20 protein-coding genes are annotated in these 17,611 nt (G+C 67.8%); 12 read left to right on the top strand and 8 right to left on the bottom strand.

Annotation, left to right across the window (positions count from 1 at the left end; translation table 11 throughout):
- Positions 1–79 precede the first annotated feature (79 nt).
- Together ACFVDO_RS16575 and ACFVDO_RS16570 are read left to right on the top strand one after the other, a co-directional pair.
- On the top strand, positions 80–946 hold the full coding sequence (locus tag ACFVDO_RS16575) for a CPBP family intramembrane glutamic endopeptidase (protein WP_378856736.1): 867 nt from the start codon (positions 80–82) through the stop codon (positions 944–946).
- Positions 947–1,082: 136 nt separating this feature from the next.
- Entirely contained in the window at positions 1,083–1,910 is an 828-nt protein-coding gene (locus ACFVDO_RS16570) for an isocitrate lyase/phosphoenolpyruvate mutase family protein (RefSeq protein WP_378886870.1), read from the top strand.
- 167 nt (positions 1,911–2,077) lie between these two features.
- Here ACFVDO_RS16570 and ACFVDO_RS16565 read toward each other — a convergent pair whose 3' ends face one another.
- The 3 genes from ACFVDO_RS16565 to ACFVDO_RS16555 form a co-directional block, all read right to left on the bottom strand.
- Positions 2,078–2,971: a CPBP family intramembrane glutamic endopeptidase gene (locus ACFVDO_RS16565; RefSeq protein ID WP_378856732.1), complete on the bottom strand. Its 894-nt coding sequence runs from the start codon at positions 2,969–2,971 to the stop codon at positions 2,078–2,080.
- A gap of 113 nt (positions 2,972–3,084) precedes the next feature.
- On the bottom strand, positions 3,085–3,759 hold the full coding sequence (locus tag ACFVDO_RS16560) for a response regulator (RefSeq protein ID WP_378856730.1): 675 nt from the start codon (positions 3,757–3,759) through the stop codon (positions 3,085–3,087).
- Positions 3,747–4,916, bottom strand: coding sequence for a sensor histidine kinase (locus ACFVDO_RS16555; RefSeq protein WP_378856728.1), 1,170 nt, complete (start codon positions 4,914–4,916; stop codon positions 3,747–3,749). Before ACFVDO_RS16555 ends, ACFVDO_RS16560 begins: the two co-directional genes overlap by 13 nt.
- Before the next feature lie 95 nt (positions 4,917–5,011).
- On the opposite strand from ACFVDO_RS16555, the gene ACFVDO_RS16550 reads away from it, so the two are divergent.
- Both ACFVDO_RS16550 and ACFVDO_RS16545 read left to right on the top strand, forming a co-directional pair.
- Entirely contained in the window at positions 5,012–5,518 is a 507-nt protein-coding gene (locus ACFVDO_RS16550; protein ID WP_378856726.1) for an O-acetyl-ADP-ribose deacetylase, read from the top strand.
- 61 nt (positions 5,519–5,579) lie between these two features.
- Positions 5,580–5,969, top strand: a complete 390-nt coding sequence (locus ACFVDO_RS16545; RefSeq protein ID WP_378856724.1) for a DUF5684 domain-containing protein — start codon at positions 5,580–5,582, stop codon at positions 5,967–5,969.
- A 66-nt stretch (positions 5,970–6,035) separates the two neighbouring features.
- Here ACFVDO_RS16545 and ACFVDO_RS16540 read toward each other — a convergent pair whose 3' ends face one another.
- Positions 6,036–7,412, bottom strand: coding sequence for an MFS transporter (locus tag ACFVDO_RS16540; RefSeq protein WP_378856722.1), 1,377 nt, complete (start codon positions 7,410–7,412; stop codon positions 6,036–6,038).
- A 127-nt stretch (positions 7,413–7,539) separates the two neighbouring features.
- Between ACFVDO_RS16540 and ACFVDO_RS16535 the strand changes: the two genes are divergently transcribed.
- From ACFVDO_RS16535 to ACFVDO_RS16520, 4 genes are read left to right on the top strand one after another with little or no spacing between them, the layout of a single operon-like run.
- Positions 7,540–7,893 carry a PadR family transcriptional regulator gene (locus ACFVDO_RS16535; RefSeq protein WP_378856720.1) on the top strand — a complete coding sequence of 118 codons (354 nt, stop codon included), beginning with the start codon at positions 7,540–7,542 and terminating at the stop codon, positions 7,891–7,893.
- Position 7,894: 1 nt separating this feature from the next.
- Positions 7,895–8,263: a DUF1048 domain-containing protein gene (locus tag ACFVDO_RS16530; protein WP_378856718.1), complete on the top strand. Its 369-nt coding sequence runs from the start codon at positions 7,895–7,897 to the stop codon at positions 8,261–8,263.
- Positions 8,260–9,030: an ABC transporter ATP-binding protein gene (locus tag ACFVDO_RS16525; protein WP_378856716.1), complete on the top strand. Its 771-nt coding sequence runs from the start codon at positions 8,260–8,262 to the stop codon at positions 9,028–9,030. Before ACFVDO_RS16530 ends, ACFVDO_RS16525 begins: the two co-directional genes overlap by 4 nt.
- Positions 9,027–9,791: an ABC transporter permease gene (locus tag ACFVDO_RS16520; RefSeq protein WP_378856714.1), complete on the top strand. Its 765-nt coding sequence runs from the start codon at positions 9,027–9,029 to the stop codon at positions 9,789–9,791. Before ACFVDO_RS16525 ends, ACFVDO_RS16520 begins: the two co-directional genes overlap by 4 nt.
- Positions 9,792–9,927: 136 nt before the next feature.
- Here ACFVDO_RS16520 and ACFVDO_RS16515 read toward each other — a convergent pair whose 3' ends face one another.
- Positions 9,928–10,215: a hypothetical protein gene (locus ACFVDO_RS16515; RefSeq protein ID WP_378856712.1), complete on the bottom strand. Its 288-nt coding sequence runs from the start codon at positions 10,213–10,215 to the stop codon at positions 9,928–9,930.
- On the opposite strand from ACFVDO_RS16515, the gene ACFVDO_RS16510 reads away from it, so the two are divergent.
- The gene (locus ACFVDO_RS16510; protein WP_378856710.1) at positions 10,199–10,381 is read left to right on the top strand and encodes a hypothetical protein; all 183 of its coding nucleotides are present in this window, start codon (positions 10,199–10,201) and stop codon (positions 10,379–10,381) included. The two genes, ACFVDO_RS16515 and ACFVDO_RS16510, sit on opposite strands and share 17 nt — an antisense overlap.
- Positions 10,382–10,435: 54 nt before the next feature.
- Here the strand turns inward: ACFVDO_RS16510 and ACFVDO_RS16505 are convergent, their stop codons facing one another.
- The 3 genes from ACFVDO_RS16505 to ACFVDO_RS16495 form a co-directional block, all read right to left on the bottom strand.
- The gene (locus ACFVDO_RS16505; protein ID WP_378856708.1) at positions 10,436–12,364 is read right to left on the bottom strand and encodes a cellulase family glycosylhydrolase; all 1,929 of its coding nucleotides are present in this window, start codon (positions 12,362–12,364) and stop codon (positions 10,436–10,438) included.
- Positions 12,365–12,457: 93 nt separating this feature from the next.
- Positions 12,458–13,465 carry a LacI family DNA-binding transcriptional regulator gene (locus ACFVDO_RS16500; RefSeq protein ID WP_378856706.1) on the bottom strand — a complete coding sequence of 336 codons (1,008 nt, stop codon included), beginning with the start codon at positions 13,463–13,465 and terminating at the stop codon, positions 12,458–12,460.
- Between the two features lie 61 nt (positions 13,466–13,526).
- Positions 13,527–14,276, bottom strand: a complete 750-nt coding sequence (locus tag ACFVDO_RS16495) for an endonuclease/exonuclease/phosphatase family protein (RefSeq protein ID WP_378856704.1) — start codon at positions 14,274–14,276, stop codon at positions 13,527–13,529.
- 138 nt (positions 14,277–14,414) lie between these two features.
- On the opposite strand from ACFVDO_RS16495, the gene ACFVDO_RS16490 reads away from it, so the two are divergent.
- From ACFVDO_RS16490 to ACFVDO_RS16480, 3 genes are read left to right on the top strand one after another with little or no spacing between them, the layout of a single operon-like run.
- Positions 14,415–15,710, top strand: a complete 1,296-nt coding sequence (locus ACFVDO_RS16490) for an extracellular solute-binding protein (RefSeq protein ID WP_378856702.1) — start codon at positions 14,415–14,417, stop codon at positions 15,708–15,710.
- 43 nt (positions 15,711–15,753) lie between these two features.
- Positions 15,754–16,752 (top strand): carbohydrate ABC transporter permease, encoded by a 999-nt coding sequence (locus tag ACFVDO_RS16485; RefSeq protein WP_378856700.1) that lies wholly within the window; start codon positions 15,754–15,756, stop codon positions 16,750–16,752.
- A complete protein-coding gene (locus ACFVDO_RS16480) occupies positions 16,749–17,606 on the top strand; it encodes a carbohydrate ABC transporter permease (RefSeq protein ID WP_378856698.1) in 858 nt (285 codons plus the stop codon). Before ACFVDO_RS16485 ends, ACFVDO_RS16480 begins: the two co-directional genes overlap by 4 nt.
- Positions 17,607–17,611 lie beyond the last annotated feature (5 nt).

The following is a 17,611-nucleotide window of genomic DNA, read 5'->3' as shown; positions in this document are numbered from 1 at the left end:
CTGGGCGAAACACTCGTCCGGTGGCTATCCCTGGCGATACTCTTTCGACGCTGATTCCGTTGAACCGCGAGGGAGCACCGTGTCCGACATCACTACCACCACAGAGAATGGCTGGCGCCGGTTCTGGAACAAGGGCGCCTGGTGGAAGGCACTGATCCTGGTCATCATCTACGACGTGCTCTACCAGGTCATTCCCGTGCTGTGGGGAAGCGTGGCGGAGTCGGCCACGAAGGACGGGCCGTTCGCTTCGCCCCTGAGCGCGCTCTTCACGTTCGGTATGCCGGTGATCGTCGGCTCCGTCCTCCTGCTCGCATTTTCGTGGTCGGTCGGCTGGCTGCCGAAGCCGCTGTTCACGAAGCAGCCGGTTCGCGGCCGGTGGTGGATGTGGATCGCTGTGGTGCTCGTGCTGCTCCCGATCGTGATCCGCCTGATCGGCACCGATTACTCGGCGTACTCGGTCGGTACGATCATCATGATCCTCGCCTGCGGCCTCTTCATCGGCCTCTCCGAAGAACTGCTCACCCGCGGTCTCGTCGTCGAGATCATGCGTCGTGCAGGCCACAATGAGTGGCTCGTCGCCTTCGTGTCGGCGCTGTTCTTCGCGCTGCTGCACTCCGGCAACATCTTCTCGGGTCAGTCGCTGCAGCTGGTCGGCAGCACGATCGGCTACACGTTCGCATTCGGTGTGCTGATGTATCTCACGATGCGGGTGACGGGCAGCATCGTCTGGGCGATCGTCCTGCACGGACTCACCGATCCGACGAACTTCCTTGCCACTGGCGGCATCGACGCGGAGCGCCCGCACACGAACCAGATCCTGTCCCTGGCAGCGCCGGCGACCATCCTGCTGATCATCGGTGCCTGCGTGCTCCTGATCTTCATCCGCGGCCGTGCGTACCCCGAGCTCGCGAGGAAGAAGGCGGAGGCCGCGCCCGCTGCGAGCTGATTCCGCCATCCTGACCGAGGCGCCCCGGGATCTGATTCCAGGGCGCCTCGTCTGCGTTCTGCGGCCCCGCTCTTGACGCGGGCCCCGCACGGTACCTGAATAGACGAGGGGGCTTACCGGCGACTGGGGGCCGACGATGGACGTCATGCAGGATGACGGAAGGTCCGCGCGGGCTGACGTGCTGATCGCACTGCACCGCGGGCCGGGATTCACGATCCCGAACGCGTGGGATGCCGGGTCCGCCCGCATCCTGGAACGGATCGGCTTTCCCGCGATCGCGACGACCAGCGCGGGCATCGCCTGGTCGTCCGGGATGCCCGACGGCGGCGCCCTGGGGCCTGACGCGGTGTTCGAGCGGCTGGCCGACATCGTCGCATCCGTGTCGGTGCCGGTGACGGCCGACCTCGAGGCGGGGTACGGGAACCGGCCCGAGGACGTCGGGTACACGGTCGCCCGCGCGTTCGAGCTGGGGGTCGTCGGGGCGAATATCGAGGATGCCGCCGGTGGCGACCTCCTTGACGCGAGCGAGGCGACCGAACGCATCGCGGCCGCGCGTGACGCTGCGCCCGCCGGGGCGTTCGTGCTGAACGCCCGCACCGACACCTACTTCTCGTCTTTCACCGGTGACCCGTTCACGGAGACCCTCGATCGGGCATCCCGCTATCTGGATGCCGGCGCGGACTGCATCTTCGTGCCCGGCGTCCGGGATGCAGACGTGATCGCGCGATTGGTCCGGGAGATCCCGGCGCCGCTGAACATGGTCGCGGGCCTGACGACGCCGGTGATCGACGCATCCACCCTGGTCTCGCTCGGCGTGAAGCGGGTGAGCGTCGGCGGCAGCCTTGCCCGCGTCGCGCTCTCCGCGGTCGAGGCCGCCGGGCGGGAGTTGTACGAGTCCGGCACCCTGGGGTTCCTCGACGGGGTGGCGAGCTACGCCGACCTGCAGCAGCGGTTCGGCGCCTGAGCGCGGGGTGCGGATGGCGGACCATTCGACGGATGGCGGACGACGCGGCCGCGTGTCCACAGCCATCTGCAGATCGATCCGCCGTCTGCGAGACCAGAACGGACATGAAGAAGCGCCCCGCGGCCTGGGGAGGGTGGGAGTGGCCGCGGAGCGCTGGTCAGTGATCGTCAGGCGATGAGGACGGCGTCCTGGGTCTTGACCCGGCCCTTCACGAGGAACAGGGCGACGATCGAGAGCACGACGTAGATCGGCAGGGACACCTGCGAAAGCGTGGTGAGGGTGCTGACGTGGGCACCGATGTTGTCGATGCCACCGCTCGCGAGCATGGTCGTCGGGTCGGTGATCGCGTGCAGCACGATCGCCCACACGATGCTGCCGGTCACGCGCATCGTCAGGTACATGGCGATGCCGAACACGAACGTGAAGCCCAGGGTCGGCAGCACCTGCGCCAGCGTCTGCCCGGTGAGCAAGTTGGCCGAGTGCAGCAGCGCGAAGGTCAGCGCCGAGAGCAGCATGACGACTCGCTCGGTGTAGCCGTGGCGACGCAGCAGCTCGACGACGAAGCCGCGGGTGAGCAGCTCTTCGGCGAGGCCGATGAGGGCGCCGGTCGCGAAGATCGTCAGGACGGTGCCGAGAGAGAACCGGTTGAAGTCCGTGCCGAAGGAGCGCAGCAGCGCCGTCGCGACGACCACCAACGGCGCGATCCACATCCAGCCCCGGCCCCGTACCGGCTGACGGCCGAAGAGAGTGGGCAGCCACCGCAGCGATGCGCCGAAGACCAGCAGGATGACGGAGCCGATCAGGATCGGCAGCGCCGTTCCGAAGAACACGGTGGCGGGATCGGCGAGCGGATCGGACGGATCGATCCGGTCGGCGAACAGCGCGCTGGTGAGCCGACCGGCGCCGAGATACAGCGCCAGATACACGACGGCGACCAGCACCGCGCGCCACCATCCGCCGCGGTTCCAGAATCGCTGCCACCCCGACTCGGCCTTGTACGCGAAGGAGGGCTCCTGCGCGAAGTCGAGAGCCGCGAATCGGGTCGACGTGTCGGTGTTCATGACGATGTCCTTTCAGGTGAACCGGTCTGCGTCCCGCTGACCATGTATCCATCGTCGTTCCGAGCGTTCCACGGCGGGAGAGCCCTGGGTCTGCACCGACCCCCTACCCAGGTCTACAACTGGGCGTCGTGCACGATCAGCGCGAGCTGCACGCGGTTCTCCGCCGACAGCTTGGCCATGATGCGGCCGACGTGCGCCTTCACCGTGGCGATCGACATGAACAGCTCTGCGGCGATCTCCGCGTTCGACAGGCCGCGACCCACCCCGCCGGCGACCTCGTGCTCCCGCTCGGTGAGCAGCTCCAGCTGTGCACGGGCAGCGGTCCTGGCATCCTCGTCGCGGGTGCGCTCGGGGGCGGTGGCCGCCGCGATCAGCGTCGCGGCGACGCGCGGCGAGAGGGCGGGGGCTCCGGATGCCGCGGACCGCACCGCGTCGATGAGCTGCTGCGGCGGGGTGTCCTTGAGCAGGAAGCCGGCAGCTCCGGTGCGGAGTCCGCGCACGACCATGTCGTCGTTGTCGAACGTCGTGAGCAGAACGACGCGCGGCGGATGCGGCATCCGCAGGATCTGCTCGGTCGCGGCAAGGCCGTCCATGATCGGCATCCGGATGTCCATCAGGACGACGTCGGGGGCCTCCCGCTGGACCGTGTCGACGCCCTCGGCGCCGTCGGATGCCTGCGCCACCACTGACAGTCCGGGGTCGGCGCCCAGTATCATCGTCAACCCGGCGCGCACCAGCGGGTCGTCGTCGACGAGCACGATGCGCAGCGGTTCGGTCACGTCGCCCATGGTAGCCAGGCGCTGAGCACGTAGGCGCCGTCATCGGCCTCGCCGTGCTGGATCCGTCCGCCGGTGCGCTCCACGCGCTCCCTCATAGCGACGAGTCCGAGTCCTGAGCCCGGCAGGCCGGACGCCTGCGCGGACGCCTGGTTGCGCACCCGGATCGCGATGCCCTCACCCGGCTCGCCGGCGACGGACACCGTCACGGATGCCCCTGGTGCATGTTTGCGCGCGTTGGTGAGCGCCTCGCGCACGACCCGGTACGCGGTCTGGCCGGCAGCGGCGGGCGGCTCGCCCTCGATCGCCTCCACGAGATCCACGGACATGCCGGCGGCCCTGGTCTCATCGACGAGCGTGCTGATGTCGGAGAGCTGCGGCTGCGGAGGGTCCGGTGTCCCGTCCGTCGGTGTGCGCAGCACACCGAGGACATCGCGGAGCTCGTCGAGGGCAAGACGGGCATTCTCAGCGATGGTCGTGAGCGCCGACTCCCGCTCCTCCCCGGGGATGTCGGTGCGGAAGGTGAGCGCCGAGGCGTGCATCGCGACAAGGGATATGCGATGCGCGAGCACGTCGTGCATGTCATGCGCGATGCGGTTGCGCTCCTCGGCGCGGGTGGCGTCGGCACGAGCGGCCTGTTCCCGCTCGGCCTGTTCCGCGCGCTCTCTCAGCCCGATCAGCAGGGCGCGGCGCTGTCCCATCCCGACGCCTGTGGCGGCGACGACGCCGAGGCCGAGCGCCATCACGATGGCGCGACCCCACCAGGGCAGCGCCTGGTCATCGAGTGGATACGGCAGTGCGATGAACAGCAGGGCGACGAGGTCGACCGCGCCGGCGACCGCGATCTCGCGCCAGCGCCTGCGGGTCGCCACAGAGCCGAGCGCCCACAGCGCCGGGCCGATCGCGACCGCGGAGAGCAGCACCGCGGTCGCCGTCGCGATGGCGACGATCACAGGCGTCCGCCGGGCGAACAGCACCACGCCGAGCAGCGAAGCGAGGCCGAGCAGCGGATCGCCTATCCAGAACCACAGCCGCACCGGCAGCGGAAAGCCGTCGGCTTGGAGGCCGATCGTCAGCCAGATCACCGCGCTGATCGCGAGGGACAGGCCGACGCGCCAGATGACGCCCCAGACGGTGCGGGACGGCGCGGATACGGTCATGTCGGACATGCGCCGCCAGTCTATGGCGATCATGCGCGGGAGCTGGGTGGCCGGCCGTCGACGTGGGGTGGCGCGGGCAGGCGTGCCGGCGCGACACTGAAGGCATGCCGGAGGTCACCGCCGTCCGTGGCGACATCACCACTCAGCACGTCGACGCGATCGTCAACGCCGCGAACAACGCGATGCGCGGAGGCGGTGGCGTCGATGGCGCGATCCACCGCGCCGGCGGGCCGGCCATTCTCGAGGACTGCATCAGGCGCTTCCCGGACGGGCTCGCGACGGGCGATGCCGGCTGGACGACGGCCGGAGACCTGCCCGCGCGATGGGTGGTGCACACGGTCGGTCCGAACTGGAATGCCGGCCAGCGCGACCGCCTGCTGCTCGAGTCCTGCTACCGGCGGGCGCTCGAGGTCGCCGACGAGCTCGGCGTGCGCAGCATCGCTTTCCCCCTGATCAGCGCCGGCGTCTACGGGTGGCCGCGTGACGATGCGATCTCGGCGGCGATCGACACGATCTTCGGCACCCCGACACGGGTCGAGGATGCCCGGATCGTCGCCTTCGACGAGATCGCGTACCGGCAGGTGCAGGAGTCGCTCGTCGCGCGGCGGTGAGAGGACTCCGAGTGCGTTCAGGTGGTTCACAGAATCGGCTGCGGCACCCTATGCTCTCCCTATGACTTTCTTCTCCGACATGGAGCCGATCAACCAGGGCGTCTACGCAGGGTTCGGCGCCTTCGCCATGGTCGTCGCGCTGATCTACTGGGTCGCCTCGATCGCCGCCTACTGGAAGACGTTCACCAAGGCCGGGTACCCGGGCTGGCTCGCGATCATCCCGATCGTGAACCTGTTCGTGCTGGTCAAGGTCGCGGGGCTGTCCGCCTGGTTCGGGCTGCTCTTCTTCGTCCCGATCGCGAACATCGTGATCGCGATCATCGTCGCGCTCCGCAACGGCCGCGCGTTCGGTCACGGGGGCGCGTTCTCGTTCTTCCTGCTGTTCCTGCTCAACCCGATCGGCTACTTCGTCACCGGTTTCAGCAGCGACACCTACACCAAGCCGGTCTGAATCGCGCACTGACCTTCACAAGAGGCCGGCGCATCCGCAGGGGTGCGCCGGCCTCTGTCGTTCCGCTCAGGCCTCCGCTGCAGCATCCGCCTCGACGGGGTTCCGCCTGATGCCGATCCACGAGACGAGCCCGCCGGCGATCATCAGCCCGGCGGTCACGAGCGCTGCGCTGTGGAACCCTGCGAGATCCAGCATCCCTCCGACGATCGTCGAGATCATCGCGACCACCAGCAGTCCGGCGACACGGGAGACGGCGTTGTTCACCGCCGAGGCGATGCCGCTGCGGCTCTCGTCGATCGACCCGAGGATCGCGGCGGTCAGCGGCGCCACCGTGATCGACAGACCGAGGCCCATCACGAGCATCGACGGCAGCACCTGCCACCAGTAGTTGAACTCGATGCCGACGGTGAGCAGCAGCAGTGCGCCAAGGCCCATCAGGATGGGACCTGCCGTCATGAAGATCCGCGGACCGTACTTACCGGCCCAGGCGCCCGCGCGCGAACTGAGCAGGATCATCAGGATGGTGATCGGCAGGCTCGCGAGTCCCGCCTCGGTCGCGCCCAGGCCCGCGCCCTGCTGCAGGTAGACCACGACGACGAAGCCGTTCAGCGACAGTGCTGCATAGATGAACAGCGTCGCGAGGTTTCCCCAGCCGAAGTTGCGCACCCGGAACATGTCCAGAGGAAGAAGAGGATGCCGCACCCGTGCCTGTCGGATCAGGAATCCTGCGAGCATCGCGATCCCCACGACGAGCGGGAGCCAGATCGCGGGGGAGGACCAGCCCAGTCGGGGCTGCTCGATCAGTGCGAACACCACCGCGCCCAGCCCCGCCGCGCAGAGGATGCCACTGAACCAGTCCACGGTCGTGCCGCGCGGGTGCTCGGGCAGCCGGAGCCTCGTCAGCAGGTAGAGCGTGACTGCGATCGGCAGCACGTTGATGAGGAACACCAGCCGCCAGGTGAGGAAATCGACGAACAGTCCGCCCATCAGCGGCCCGACGAGCTGAGCCCCTGTCGTGAACGCCGTCCATACTCCGATCGCATGCGCCTGCACGGGCCCGCGCATGGTCGCCGTGATCAGAGCCAGTGAGCTCGGCACCAGGAGGGCGCCGGCCGCGCCCTGCGCGGCGCGGGCGATGATCAGCACGAGCGGATCGGGCACGGCAGCGACCGCGACGGATGCCACGCCGAAGGCGATCAGCCCGATGCGCATGATCAGCACCCGCCCGTAGGCGTCGGACAGTGAACCCGCCAGCAGGATGAGGGCGCTGAGCGTGATCAGATACGCGTCGACCACCCACTGCTGGGTGCTGATGCCGCCCCCGAGCTCCTCGCTGATGGCGGGCAGTGCGACGTTCACGACGGTGCCGTCGAGGAACGTCACGAACGATGCGAGTACGGCGATCGAGACGACCAGTCGCTGGGTGCCGGTGAGGGATGCCACGGGCCTGAGACTACGCCCGGCCGAGGACGCTCGGAAAAAGTTTGGTATTCGGTGTTGCTAAGTACCAGTACTCAGTGTTACTTTGTACTGGTAGTCAGCAACACCGAGTACTGAAGGGAGAGTTCCGATGGGCAAGCAGGAGACCGAGATGCTCAAGGGCGTCCTGGAAGGCGTCGTCCTCGCGGTCCTCGCGAAGCGTCCCGCCTACGGATACGAGATCACCGCTTCTCTGCGGGATCGCGGATTCGCCGACATCGCCGAGGGCACCGTGTACGCGGTGCTGGTGCGGATCGAGCAGCGGGGCATGGTCGACGTCGAGAAGGTGCCGTCCGAGAAGGGCCCGCCACGCAAGGTCTACACGCTGAATGTGCAGGGCCGGCAGAGCCTCGAAGAGTTCTGGAGGACGTGGAGCTTCCTCGCAGACCGACTCACCCAGCTCCACACCGAAGACAGCAACGCGACGAACGAAGAAGGAGCCTGACGTGGCCGCCAAGTGGATCGAAGTGATCACCGGATCGCTCGAGCAGAAGAAGCAGTACAAGCAGGACAAGGCCCGCATCGAGGGGCTGCCGGAGCCGTACCGGGCGTCGGCGCTCGCGATGCACCGTTACCTCATGTATGCCGGTGGCATCACTGACGGCGAGACCCTGATGCAGATGTTCACCGACATGGCCGACCTCTGGGAGGCGGCCGCCGCCGACGGCACCCCGGTGCGGGACATCGTCGGGTCCGACCCGGTCGACTTCGCCGAGACATTCGCCAAGGCGTACGCCGGCAAGGAATGGATCGACAAGGAGCGCTCGCGCTTCGCGAAGGCGATCGACGACGCAGACAAGGAACAGCGATCATGACCGCAGCCATCGAAGTCAAGGGAATCCGCAAGTCGTTCAAGGACCTCGAGGTGCTGAAGGGCGTCGATTTCGACGTCGCCGCCGGCAGCATCTTCGCCCTGCTGGGCTCGAACGGAGCCGGCAAGACGACACTGGTGCGCATCCTCTCGACGCTGCTGAAGTCGGATGCCGGTTCGGCGTCCGTGCACGGCTTCGACGTGGCATCCGCTCCTGGCGACGTCCGCGAGGCGATCAGCCTGACCGGGCAGTTCGCGGCGGTCGATGAGGTGCTCACCGGGCGTGAGAACCTCGTGCTGGTAGCCAAGCTGCGCCACCTGAAGAACCCCGGCGCGATCGCAGACGACATGCTCGCGAGGTTCTCGCTCACGGATGCCGGCGGCCGCAAGGCCGGCGAGTACTCCGGCGGCATGCGCCGCCGGCTCGACATCGCGATGAGCCTGATCGGCAACCCGCCGATCATCTTCCTCGACGAGCCCACCACAGGTCTCGACCCGCAGGCCCGCATCGAGGTCTGGCAGACCGTGAAGCAGCTCGCGCAGAACGGCACCACCGTGCTCCTGACCACTCAGTACCTCGATGAGGCCGAGCAGCTCGCCGACCGCATCGCGATCCTGCACAGGGGCACCATCATCCAGAACGGCACGCTCGCCGAGCTCAAGGCCCTGCTTCCGCAGGCGACCGTCGAGTACGTCGAGAAGCAGCCCACGCTCGAAGAGGTCTTCCTCGCGCTCGTCGGGGAGCCGGCAGAAGAAGGGAACGCATCATGACCAGTCACGTCATCGCCGACACCGGCACGCTGACCGGGCGGTCGCTCAAGCACATCCTGCGCAGTCCCGACACCATCATCACCACGGCGGTCACCCCGATCGCGCTGATGCTGCTGTTCGTGTACGTGCTCGGTGGCGCCATCAACACCGGCAGCGACGAGTCGTACATCAACTACATGCTCCCCGGCATCCTGCTGATCACGATCGCCTCCGGCATCGCGTACACGGCGTACCGGCTGTTCCTGGACATGCAGGGCGGCATCTTCGAGCGGTTCCAGTCCATGCCGATCGCCCGCTCCAGCGTGCTGTGGGCCCACGTGCTGACCTCGCTCGTGTCGAACATCATCTCGGTGGCGATCGTCATCGGAGTCGCGTTCATCATGGGCTTCCGCACCGGGGCATCGTTCGGCGCGTGGCTCGGCATCGCCGGCATCCTGATCCTGTTCACGCTGGCGCTGACCTGGCTGGCAGTCATCGCCGGGCTGTCGGCGAAGACGGTGGATGGGGCGAGTGCGTTCAGCTACCCGCTGATCTTCCTGCCGTTCATCAGCTCGGCGTTCGTGCCGACTGAGACGATGCCGGGGCCGGTGGCCTGGTTCGCCGAGAACCAGCCGGTCACGTCGATCGTGAACACGATCAGGGCGCTGTTCGCCGGGCAGCCGGTGGGCTCGGAGATCTGGATCGCACTGGCCTGGCTGGTCGGCATCCTCGTCGTCGCCTACGCCTTCGCCGTGTCGATCTACAAGAAGAAGCTCCGCTGATCGCTCCGCCCCACGCTCCGGTCGCAATCCGGCACAGTGTTCCTGCTCAGGACTGTGCTCGATTGCGACCGGAGCGTCGTCGTGGATCGACCGGAATCGACCATCGACGTGGCCGAGCCGTCGGCGTACCCTGGCGTCAGGCGGACGAGTCGCCCGCCGATTCTGAGCAGAAGGGTGCGGGCGAGATGGACGCGATGATGATGGACATGATGTCCAAGGACATGAAGATGGCCGACATGGACATGATGATGGACATGTCCGTGATGCAGGCATGTATGGACGCATGCTCGGCCTGCGAGCAGGCGTGCACGGTCTGTTCGATGCAGATGATGGACTGTGCTCCGGCCTGCATGAACTGCGCCGACATGTGCAACACCATGATGCGCGGCATGATGCGGATGCAGGGCATGACGTCGCCGGTCATGATGGCGATGCTCGACGCCTGCATCGCCATGTGTCAGTACTGCATGGACAAGTGCATGGAGCACGCGAACCACAGCGAGGTCTGCAGGATGTGCGCTCAGTCGTGCAAGGCCTGCATGGACGCGTGCATGGCGATGCGCGACTCGATGATGATGGCGGCATCCTGAGGCGGATGCCGGAACCGGCCCCCTGATCGCCCAGAGGGCCGGTGGCGCACGCGGTCAGTCCGTGATGATGCGCCGGATCGCGACGCCGAACGGCGGCAGGTCGATCCGCGAACCGTCGTCGCCGTCGAGGGCGACGAGCCGGTGCTCCGAGCGCGGCTCGATCGACACCTCGGTGTCGTGCTGGCTGACGAAGAAGGCGAACCGCCCGCCGTCGCGGTGACGAAGCGTGTCGACGAAGACCCGCGGATCGCCCGGGTCGACGGCCGGACGGATGCCGGCGAGGTCGGCGAGCGCACGATACAGCCGCGAGGTGTCGTCCGGGTTGGCGTGCGCGTTCACCGCGGCGAAGTACTCCAGCGGATAGGTGCCGAGCACGAGGCGGCCGGCGCCGCGCTCCTGCACGACGAGGGCGGGACGGCCGTGGTCGTCGATGGCGACGACGGTGCCGGAGGTCGGGGTGACGGGCAGGTAGGCCCGGGAATGCTCGGTGCCGCCCGCGCGCACCTCGAGGCGGGTGCCCGCGGCGATTCCGCCGAAGTCCTCGACGAAGCGGATGCCGACGACCTCGTCCGAGACGCGCTCGACGATTCCGTAGACGTTCTCGCGCCGCACTCCGAAGAGCTCCTCGGTGTACGCCCACCAGGGCCCGCGCTGCTCGGCGGCCTCACCGACGCAGTACGAGGCGTAGACGGTCGCGCCGCCTTCGGCCAGTTCGCCGAGCTGCGTCCAGCTGGTCGCGCAGAGCTGCTTGATCGAAGGCAGCAGGTAGAGTCGCGCGTCGTCGTCGAGTCCGCCGTCCTCGCGCTCGCGCAGCAGGGCGACGGGAAGGTGCGCGGCGTGCGCGGCGAGGTACGCCTGCTCGGTGGTGCGGACGATCGTCTGCCGCTCCTCGAGGTAGGTGAACGGATAGTCCGCCGCCAGGTGCGAGGGCACCACGATCGCGGCGTCGGCGTCTTCGCGGCCGACTTCGGCGACATCGATCGCGGCGAGGTCGGCGGCGAAGCGCTGCAGCTCGAGCAGCGGAGGCTTCGGAGCGCCGGTGCGATCGGTGATGCCGAAGTGCATCTCGAAGGGATGGTGCGAATAGGGGCGCTGCGTGGCCAGGTCGTCGTAGTCGGCGTTGTTCCAGGCGATCCAGCCCGTGGCTCCGGCGAGCAGGGTGTTGTAGAGCTGCTGGCGGTAGTAGTCGGCTGCGCCGGTGGGGGAGACGTAGTCGCTGGTGACGCCGAACTCCTCGAGGACGACGGGGCGCTCGCCGATGTGGCACAGCTCGGTGACGAACGCCGACTTGAGGTTCTGCCGGATCTGGTCGTTCTCCATGCGGTACACGTGCGGGCCGACGAAGTCCGAGCGCTCCGCGAGATCGGCCAGCGCGAATCCGTTGTCCTTGCCGGTGGTCTCGATGCCCCAGGCGCCGTCGCCGACCGATACGGGCTGGGTGCCGCCGCCGGCACGGACCGCGTCGATGAGGATGTCGGCCCAGGCGTGCACCGCCTCGCGAGGTGCTTCGCCGCCGTAGATCGGCACCTCGTTGCTGAGCAGCCAGCCCGTGACCGCGGGATGTGCGTGGAAGCGCGCTGTGAGTTCGCGCACGTACCAGGCCTGGCGACCGAGGAACCAGGAGTCCCGGTACAGGTCGCGGCCTTCGCGCCAGGCCGGATCCCAGTTCTCGCCGGACATGTGCCCGACGATGAAGGTGGGCACGGTGGTCATCCCCGCCTCGATGTGCGCATCGAGGAAGTCGGCGAACCGGGTGATGCAGTCCTCGTCCAGCGTGTACGGCGTGGGCTGGAAGTCGGGCCAGTAGAAGAACGACCTGGTCATGTTCAGACCGTGCTCGGCGAGCACGCGCAGCTCCTCCCGCACGAGGTCGGCGTCGTACGCCGTCCACATCCGCGGACCGCCGGACTTGGACCAGAAGTTCGCGCCCAGCCAGATGACGGGGCGCTCGCCGGTGGTGAGCATCGGGGATGGGCGGCGCATCGTGTTCCTCCAGTGGATGGTGTTCGGAAAGTTGATCTGAACCGGTTCAGGCTAGCATCTGACGGAAACGCGTTCGTTCCTGACGAGGTGGGGTCAGCGGGCGGGGGTGCTCGTGGCGCGCACCCTCAGCTCGCTCGGCGCGGCGGCGACGGTGCGCCCCTCGCCACCGCGCAGAATCTCGCGCAGCAGTTTCGTACCGCGTCGTCCCCGCTCTTCGGGGAAGCGGGCGAGCGCGGTGAGCGGGCGGCTGCGCAGGCTGCACAGCAGTGAGTCATCCCAGGCGACGACCGCGACGTCGTGGCGCCCGGCATCCTCGAGGGCCTTCGCTGCACCCACCGCCAGCAGGTCGTTCGAGGCGACGACCGCGGAGAGCGGCCGGTTCTCACGCAGCATCCGGGCGAGCAGCTCCTCGCCCTCCTCGGCCGCGTAGTCCGTGCTCATCGAGGTCACCGACATCCCGTGCCCCGCCGCGACGCGGTTCAGCGCCGCGCGTCGTTCGGTCTCGTGCACGAGGGCGGATGGCCCGGACAGGTGCAGCACGCTGCGGTGGCCCAGCGCGGCGAGGTGGTCCAGCATGAGCTGCGCGTCGCCGTGCGGGTCGTCCAGCACGATGCCCTGTCCGTCTCCGTGGTCGCGGCTGGTGAGCATGACCGAGGTCATGCCAGCCTCGTGCACCAGCGAGGGGCGCGGGTCGTCGAGGCGATCGTCGAAGAGCAGCACGCCGTCCACGCGGCGCTCGCCGCCCCACCGGCGGTAGATCTCCTCCTCGCGGTCGCCGTCCGCACCGATCATGCGCAGCACCAGTACATCGTCGGTGTCGGCGAGCTCCTCCTCGATGCCGGCGATCAGGCCGACGAAGAAGGGCTCGTTGCCCAGCAGACGGGGGTCGCGCCGGATCACCACGCCGATCGCGCCGACGAGCGGCGAAGTCAGCGCTCGCGCCGCCGCGCTCGGGGTCCAGCCGCGCTTGGCGGCGAGCTCCTTGGCGCGTCGCTGGGTCTCGGCGCTCACCTGGTCGCTGCCGCGCAGCGCATATGAGGTTGCGGCCTTGGACAGGCCGAGCTCCTCGGCGAGCTGCCCGATCGTGACCCGCTTCGCCATCCGGCCTCCCTGTCGCGCACTCACTGTGAAGTCACCATACGGCACGCGCCGCCCTGCGTGATCACCGCGTGAACTCCGCGACGAGGGGAAGGTGATCGGAGACCCCGGCGGCTCTGACGGCGACCCGCGCCCCCGCGCAGCGCAGCGCTGCCGAGCAGAACAGGTGGTCGAGCCGCGCGGGCTCGGGGTCCGCGTCATCGCCGAGGAACGTGGTTCCCGGTCCGTCACCGGCGGCTCGCCAGGCGTCGGTCCAGACGGATGCCAGCAGCCGGTGCGCGGGGCCATCGGCATCCTCGTTCAGATCGCCGCCGAACACGACTCCCTCGATGTCGGCGAGTTCGTCGAGCACTGCCTCGCCCTGGCGGAGCCGGGTGTCAGCATCCGCATCATCCAGGTGCGCGACGGCGAAGGTCGTGACGGTTCCGTCGATCTCGATGTCGGCGCGCAGCAGCATCCGCGGCTCGCTCCGCCCCTGGCTGGGTAGTGGCATCCGGCCCACGGCGGAGAACGGATGCCGGGACAGGATCAGCTGCCCGTACTCCCTGGCGCCCGTGCCGCGCTGCTCGGCGGGCAGCTCGAGCGCCGCGCCGAAGGCGTGATGCCTGCCGAGACGCTCGGCGAGGGTGGTCGCCTGATCCGCACCGCCGCTGCGCTGCCAGTTCCGGTCGACCTCCTGGAGCAGCACGACGTCCGCGTCGAGCTCTTCGATCGCCCGTGCGGTGCGCTCCAGGTCCACGACGCCGGCAGGATCGGCTCCGTGATGGATGTTGAACGTCGCGACCCGCACCGTGCGCGGAACTGTCGTGGACATACCGGAAATCCTCCTCCTCAGAGGTCAGCGGTGGTGGTTCGGCTGCATCGAGTGGCGCATCTGAACCGGTTAAGATAACGTACACCGCAGTCGATGATGCGGCGAGGTGCCGCGAGCACGATGAGCAAAGGAGACAGAGTGCGACGCAAGTATGCAATGGCGATCGGGGCGATCGCGGTGGCAGCGCTTCTTCCGTTGAGCGCATGCGGCAGCGGCAGCGGTTCGTCGTCGGGGTCCGGCAGCGACAAGATCACGGTCTGGGTCATGCAGGGCGAGTTCACCGACGAGACCCTGGCGGCGATCAACGACAGGTTCGAGAAGGAGACCGGCGCGAAGGTCGACGTGCAGGCGCAGACCTGGGACGACATCACGACGAAGATCACGACGGCGCTGGCGGGCAGCACGCCGCCGGATGCCCTCGACATCGGCACGACGCTGGTGCCGACCTACGCGGCGAGCGGCGCGATCGTCGACCTCAGTGAGTACTCCGACGACCTGCGCCAGGGCCAGACCTGGCTGGCGGGTCTCGAAGAGCCCGCCACCATCGACGGCAAGCTCTACGGCGTCCCGGCGTACGCCGGCGCCCGCGCGGTGATCTACAACAAGAAGATGTGGGCGGAGGCCGGCATCACGGCAGCGCCCACCACCTACGATGAGCTGAAGAAGGACCTCGACGCGCTGCGCGCGAAGAACCCCGACCCGAACTTCTCGCCGCTGTACCTGCCCGGACAGTCCGACTTCGTCGGCTACCAGTTCATCTGGGATGCCGGTGGCGAGATCGCGACAGGAAAGGAAGGCGCCTGGAAGGGCGAAACGTCCAGCCCGACGAGTCAGGCGGGTCTGAAGGAGTTCCAGGACTTCCAGAACACCTACTCGGCGAAGGGCTCCCGCACCCTCGCGACGGACAAGCCAGAGCAGAACCAGATCTTCGCGGACGGCCACGCCGCGGCGATCATCGGCATCGGCGCCGCCTTGACGCCGATCGAGAAGATCAACCCCGAACTGAACGCCGACAACGTCGGCACCTTCGCCATGCCGGGCGCCTCCGGCGAGAACCAGCCGGTGCTGCTGGGCGGCAGCGACTGGTCGATCGCGTCGAAGAGCAAGAACCAGGAGCTCGCTCGCGAGTGGATCAAGATCGCGACGAGCAAGGACATCGCGGTCGACTTCATCTACGGCAAGGACAAGTGGATCCCGAACAGCCAAGAGGCCATCGAAGCCGTCAAGGAGAAGGGCCTGCCCGAGATCCAGACCGGTTTCTTCGACGCCGCTCTGCGTTCGCGCTCCACGCCCCCGGCGACCCGCTGGGCAGCGTTCGAGGGCGAGAACGCCACTGAGCAGTTCTTCCAGACCATCGCCGTCGGCTCGAAGAGCATCGGGGACGCGTCGAAGCAGTTCGACGCGCGCCTCGAACAGGTGCTCAACGGCAAGTGACAGACCGCTGCACGGCTGAGGAATCGGAGATCGAGGGGACCGCATGACCGTCATGACCCAACCCGCATCCTCAGTGGATGCCGCGGGCACCGGGATCACCCGGCGCCCGCGGCGTCCACAGCGCCCGCGGCGTGTGCAGGCGACGACCGGGATGAAGTCGCGCGGGGCGCCGTTCTGGCTGCTCACACCCGCCGGACTCGTGGTGATCGCCCTGATCGCCACGCCCATCGGCTTCCTGGTCTTCACCTCGTTCACCGACTTCGACCAGTCCACGCTGTTCACCGGCCAGTTCGACATGGTCGGATTCGCCCAATACACCCGGCTCCTCAGCGACCCGGAGTTCTGGTGGGCGCTGGTGCGCACGCTGCTGTTCACCGCGGCGATGGTCGCAGGCAGCGTCGTGATCGGCATGGGCGTGGCGAACATGCTCACCCGACTCGGCACAGTCATGCGCTACATCGTCACGATCGTGCTGATCATGGCGTGGGAGATGCCCAACGTGGCCTCCTCTCAGGTCTGGCTGTGGCTGTTCCAGCCCGGCTACGGAGTGGTCAACTGGCTGCTCACGAAGCTGCGGATCTTCGGTGACGTGACCAACGTCAACTGGGCTCAGGATCCGTCGCTCGCGTTCTTCTGCATCTGGATGCTCGTGGTCTGGCAGGCCGTGCCCTTCATCGCGGTCACGCTCTACGCGGCGCAGTCACAGATGTCGCCCGACTACGCCGAGGCCGCCCGCCTGGACGGTGCCGGCGAATGGCGCATCTACTGGAACGTCGTCGTGCCGTTCCTCAAGCCCACTCTGCTGCTGATGACCGTGCTCTCGATCATCTGGGACTTCAACGTCTTCAACCAGATCTGGCTGGTCTCGCAGGGCGGCCCCGATGGCGCGACGACCACGCTCGGCATCTACTCCTACAAGATGGCGTTCGTCGGCATGGACATCGGCCGCGGCTCGGCCGCGGCGATAGTGACATCCGTGCTGCTGATGCTGTTCAGCGCCCTCTACATCCGCAACCTGATCCGCTCCGGGGAGGACCTGTGACCGACCACACCGTCTCGCGACCGCGTCGCCGCCGCAAGGTGCGGTGGGGCATCAACATCGTCGGCGGGATCTTCGCCGTCGTCTGGGCCTTCCCGGTGTACTGGATGGTCATCACCGCGATCAAGCCGCGCTCCGAGGTGATGACCACCCCTCCGGTGTTCCTGCCCACCTCGATCGACCTGCAGAACTTCGTGACCGCGCTCGTCGGTACCACGTTCCTCGTGAACCTGCGCAACAGCGTGATCGTGGTGGTCGCCGCGGTGTTCTTCTCCGTGCTGATCGCGTTCTTCGCAGCGGCCGCTCTGACCCGATTCCGGTTCCGCGGGCGCCGCGGGATGATGGTCGCGATCCTCGTCGTGCAGATGCTGCCCTCGACCGCGCTGCTGATCCCGACGTTCCTCATCTACAACGACCTGGGGCTGGTCGGCACGTACGGCGGGCTGATCCTCGCGTACATCGCCACAGCGCTGCCGTTCTCGATCTGGGTGCTGCGCGGCTTCTTCATGAACATCCCCGTCGAGCTCGAGGAGGCCGCGCAGATGGACGGCGCCTCGACCTGGCGCATCCTCTGGTCGGTGCTCTTCCCGCTGATGGTGCCAGGCCTGATCGCGAGCAGCGTCTTCGCGTTCTCGGCCGCTTGGAACGACTACATCTACGCGTACACGTTCATGAAGGACCAGTCGATGTACACGCTGCCGGTGTGGCTGGCGTCATTCAGCTCGCCGTTGACCGGCACCGACTACGGTTCGCAGATGGCCGCGTCGCTGGTGTTCTCGGTGCCCGTGATCGTGTTCTTCCTGATCGTCCAGCGCAAGCTGGTGACCGGCATGACGGCCGGCGCGGTCAAGGGCTGACGGCC

The sequence above is a fragment of the Microbacterium sp. NPDC057741 genome, from assembly GCF_042798735.1.
In the GTDB taxonomy this organism is placed as follows: domain Bacteria; phylum Actinomycetota; class Actinomycetes; order Actinomycetales; family Microbacteriaceae; genus Microbacterium.
Note: the sequence above shows the minus strand (reverse complement) of the source record. Positions and strands in the feature narration are given on the sequence as shown.

What these genes read in the sequence shown, in the direction of transcription:
- ACFVDO_RS16570 (WP_378886870.1), top strand. Translation starts at nt 1,083, where the DNA reads ATGGACGTCATGCAGGATGACGGAAGGTCCGCGCGGGCTGACGTGCTG.
- ACFVDO_RS16565 (WP_378856732.1), bottom strand. Translation starts at nt 2,971, where the DNA reads ATGAACACCGACACGTCGACCCGATTCGCGGCTCTCGACTTCGCGCAG.
- ACFVDO_RS16560 (WP_378856730.1), bottom strand. Translation starts at nt 3,759, where the DNA reads ATGGGCGACGTGACCGAACCGCTGCGCATCGTGCTCGTCGACGACGAC.
- ACFVDO_RS16555 (WP_378856728.1), bottom strand. Translation starts at nt 4,916, where the DNA reads ATGTCCGACATGACCGTATCCGCGCCGTCCCGCACCGTCTGGGGCGTC.
- ACFVDO_RS16550 (WP_378856726.1), top strand. Translation starts at nt 5,012, where the DNA reads ATGCCGGAGGTCACCGCCGTCCGTGGCGACATCACCACTCAGCACGTC.
- ACFVDO_RS16545 (WP_378856724.1), top strand. Translation starts at nt 5,580, where the DNA reads ATGACTTTCTTCTCCGACATGGAGCCGATCAACCAGGGCGTCTACGCA.
- ACFVDO_RS16535 (WP_378856720.1), top strand. Translation starts at nt 7,540, where the DNA reads ATGGGCAAGCAGGAGACCGAGATGCTCAAGGGCGTCCTGGAAGGCGTC.
- ACFVDO_RS16525 (WP_378856716.1), top strand. Translation starts at nt 8,260, where the DNA reads ATGACCGCAGCCATCGAAGTCAAGGGAATCCGCAAGTCGTTCAAGGAC.
- ACFVDO_RS16520 (WP_378856714.1), top strand. Translation starts at nt 9,027, where the DNA reads ATGACCAGTCACGTCATCGCCGACACCGGCACGCTGACCGGGCGGTCG.
- ACFVDO_RS16510 (WP_378856710.1), top strand. Translation starts at nt 10,199, where the DNA reads ATGACGTCGCCGGTCATGATGGCGATGCTCGACGCCTGCATCGCCATG.
- ACFVDO_RS16515 (WP_378856712.1), bottom strand. Translation starts at nt 10,215, where the DNA reads ATGACCGGCGACGTCATGCCCTGCATCCGCATCATGCCGCGCATCATG.
- ACFVDO_RS16505 (WP_378856708.1), bottom strand. Translation starts at nt 12,364, where the DNA reads ATGCGCCGCCCATCCCCGATGCTCACCACCGGCGAGCGCCCCGTCATC.
- ACFVDO_RS16500 (WP_378856706.1), bottom strand. Translation starts at nt 13,465, where the DNA reads ATGGCGAAGCGGGTCACGATCGGGCAGCTCGCCGAGGAGCTCGGCCTG.
- ACFVDO_RS16495 (WP_378856704.1), bottom strand. Translation starts at nt 14,276, where the DNA reads ATGTCCACGACAGTTCCGCGCACGGTGCGGGTCGCGACGTTCAACATC.
- ACFVDO_RS16485 (WP_378856700.1), top strand. Translation starts at nt 15,754, where the DNA reads ATGACCGTCATGACCCAACCCGCATCCTCAGTGGATGCCGCGGGCACC.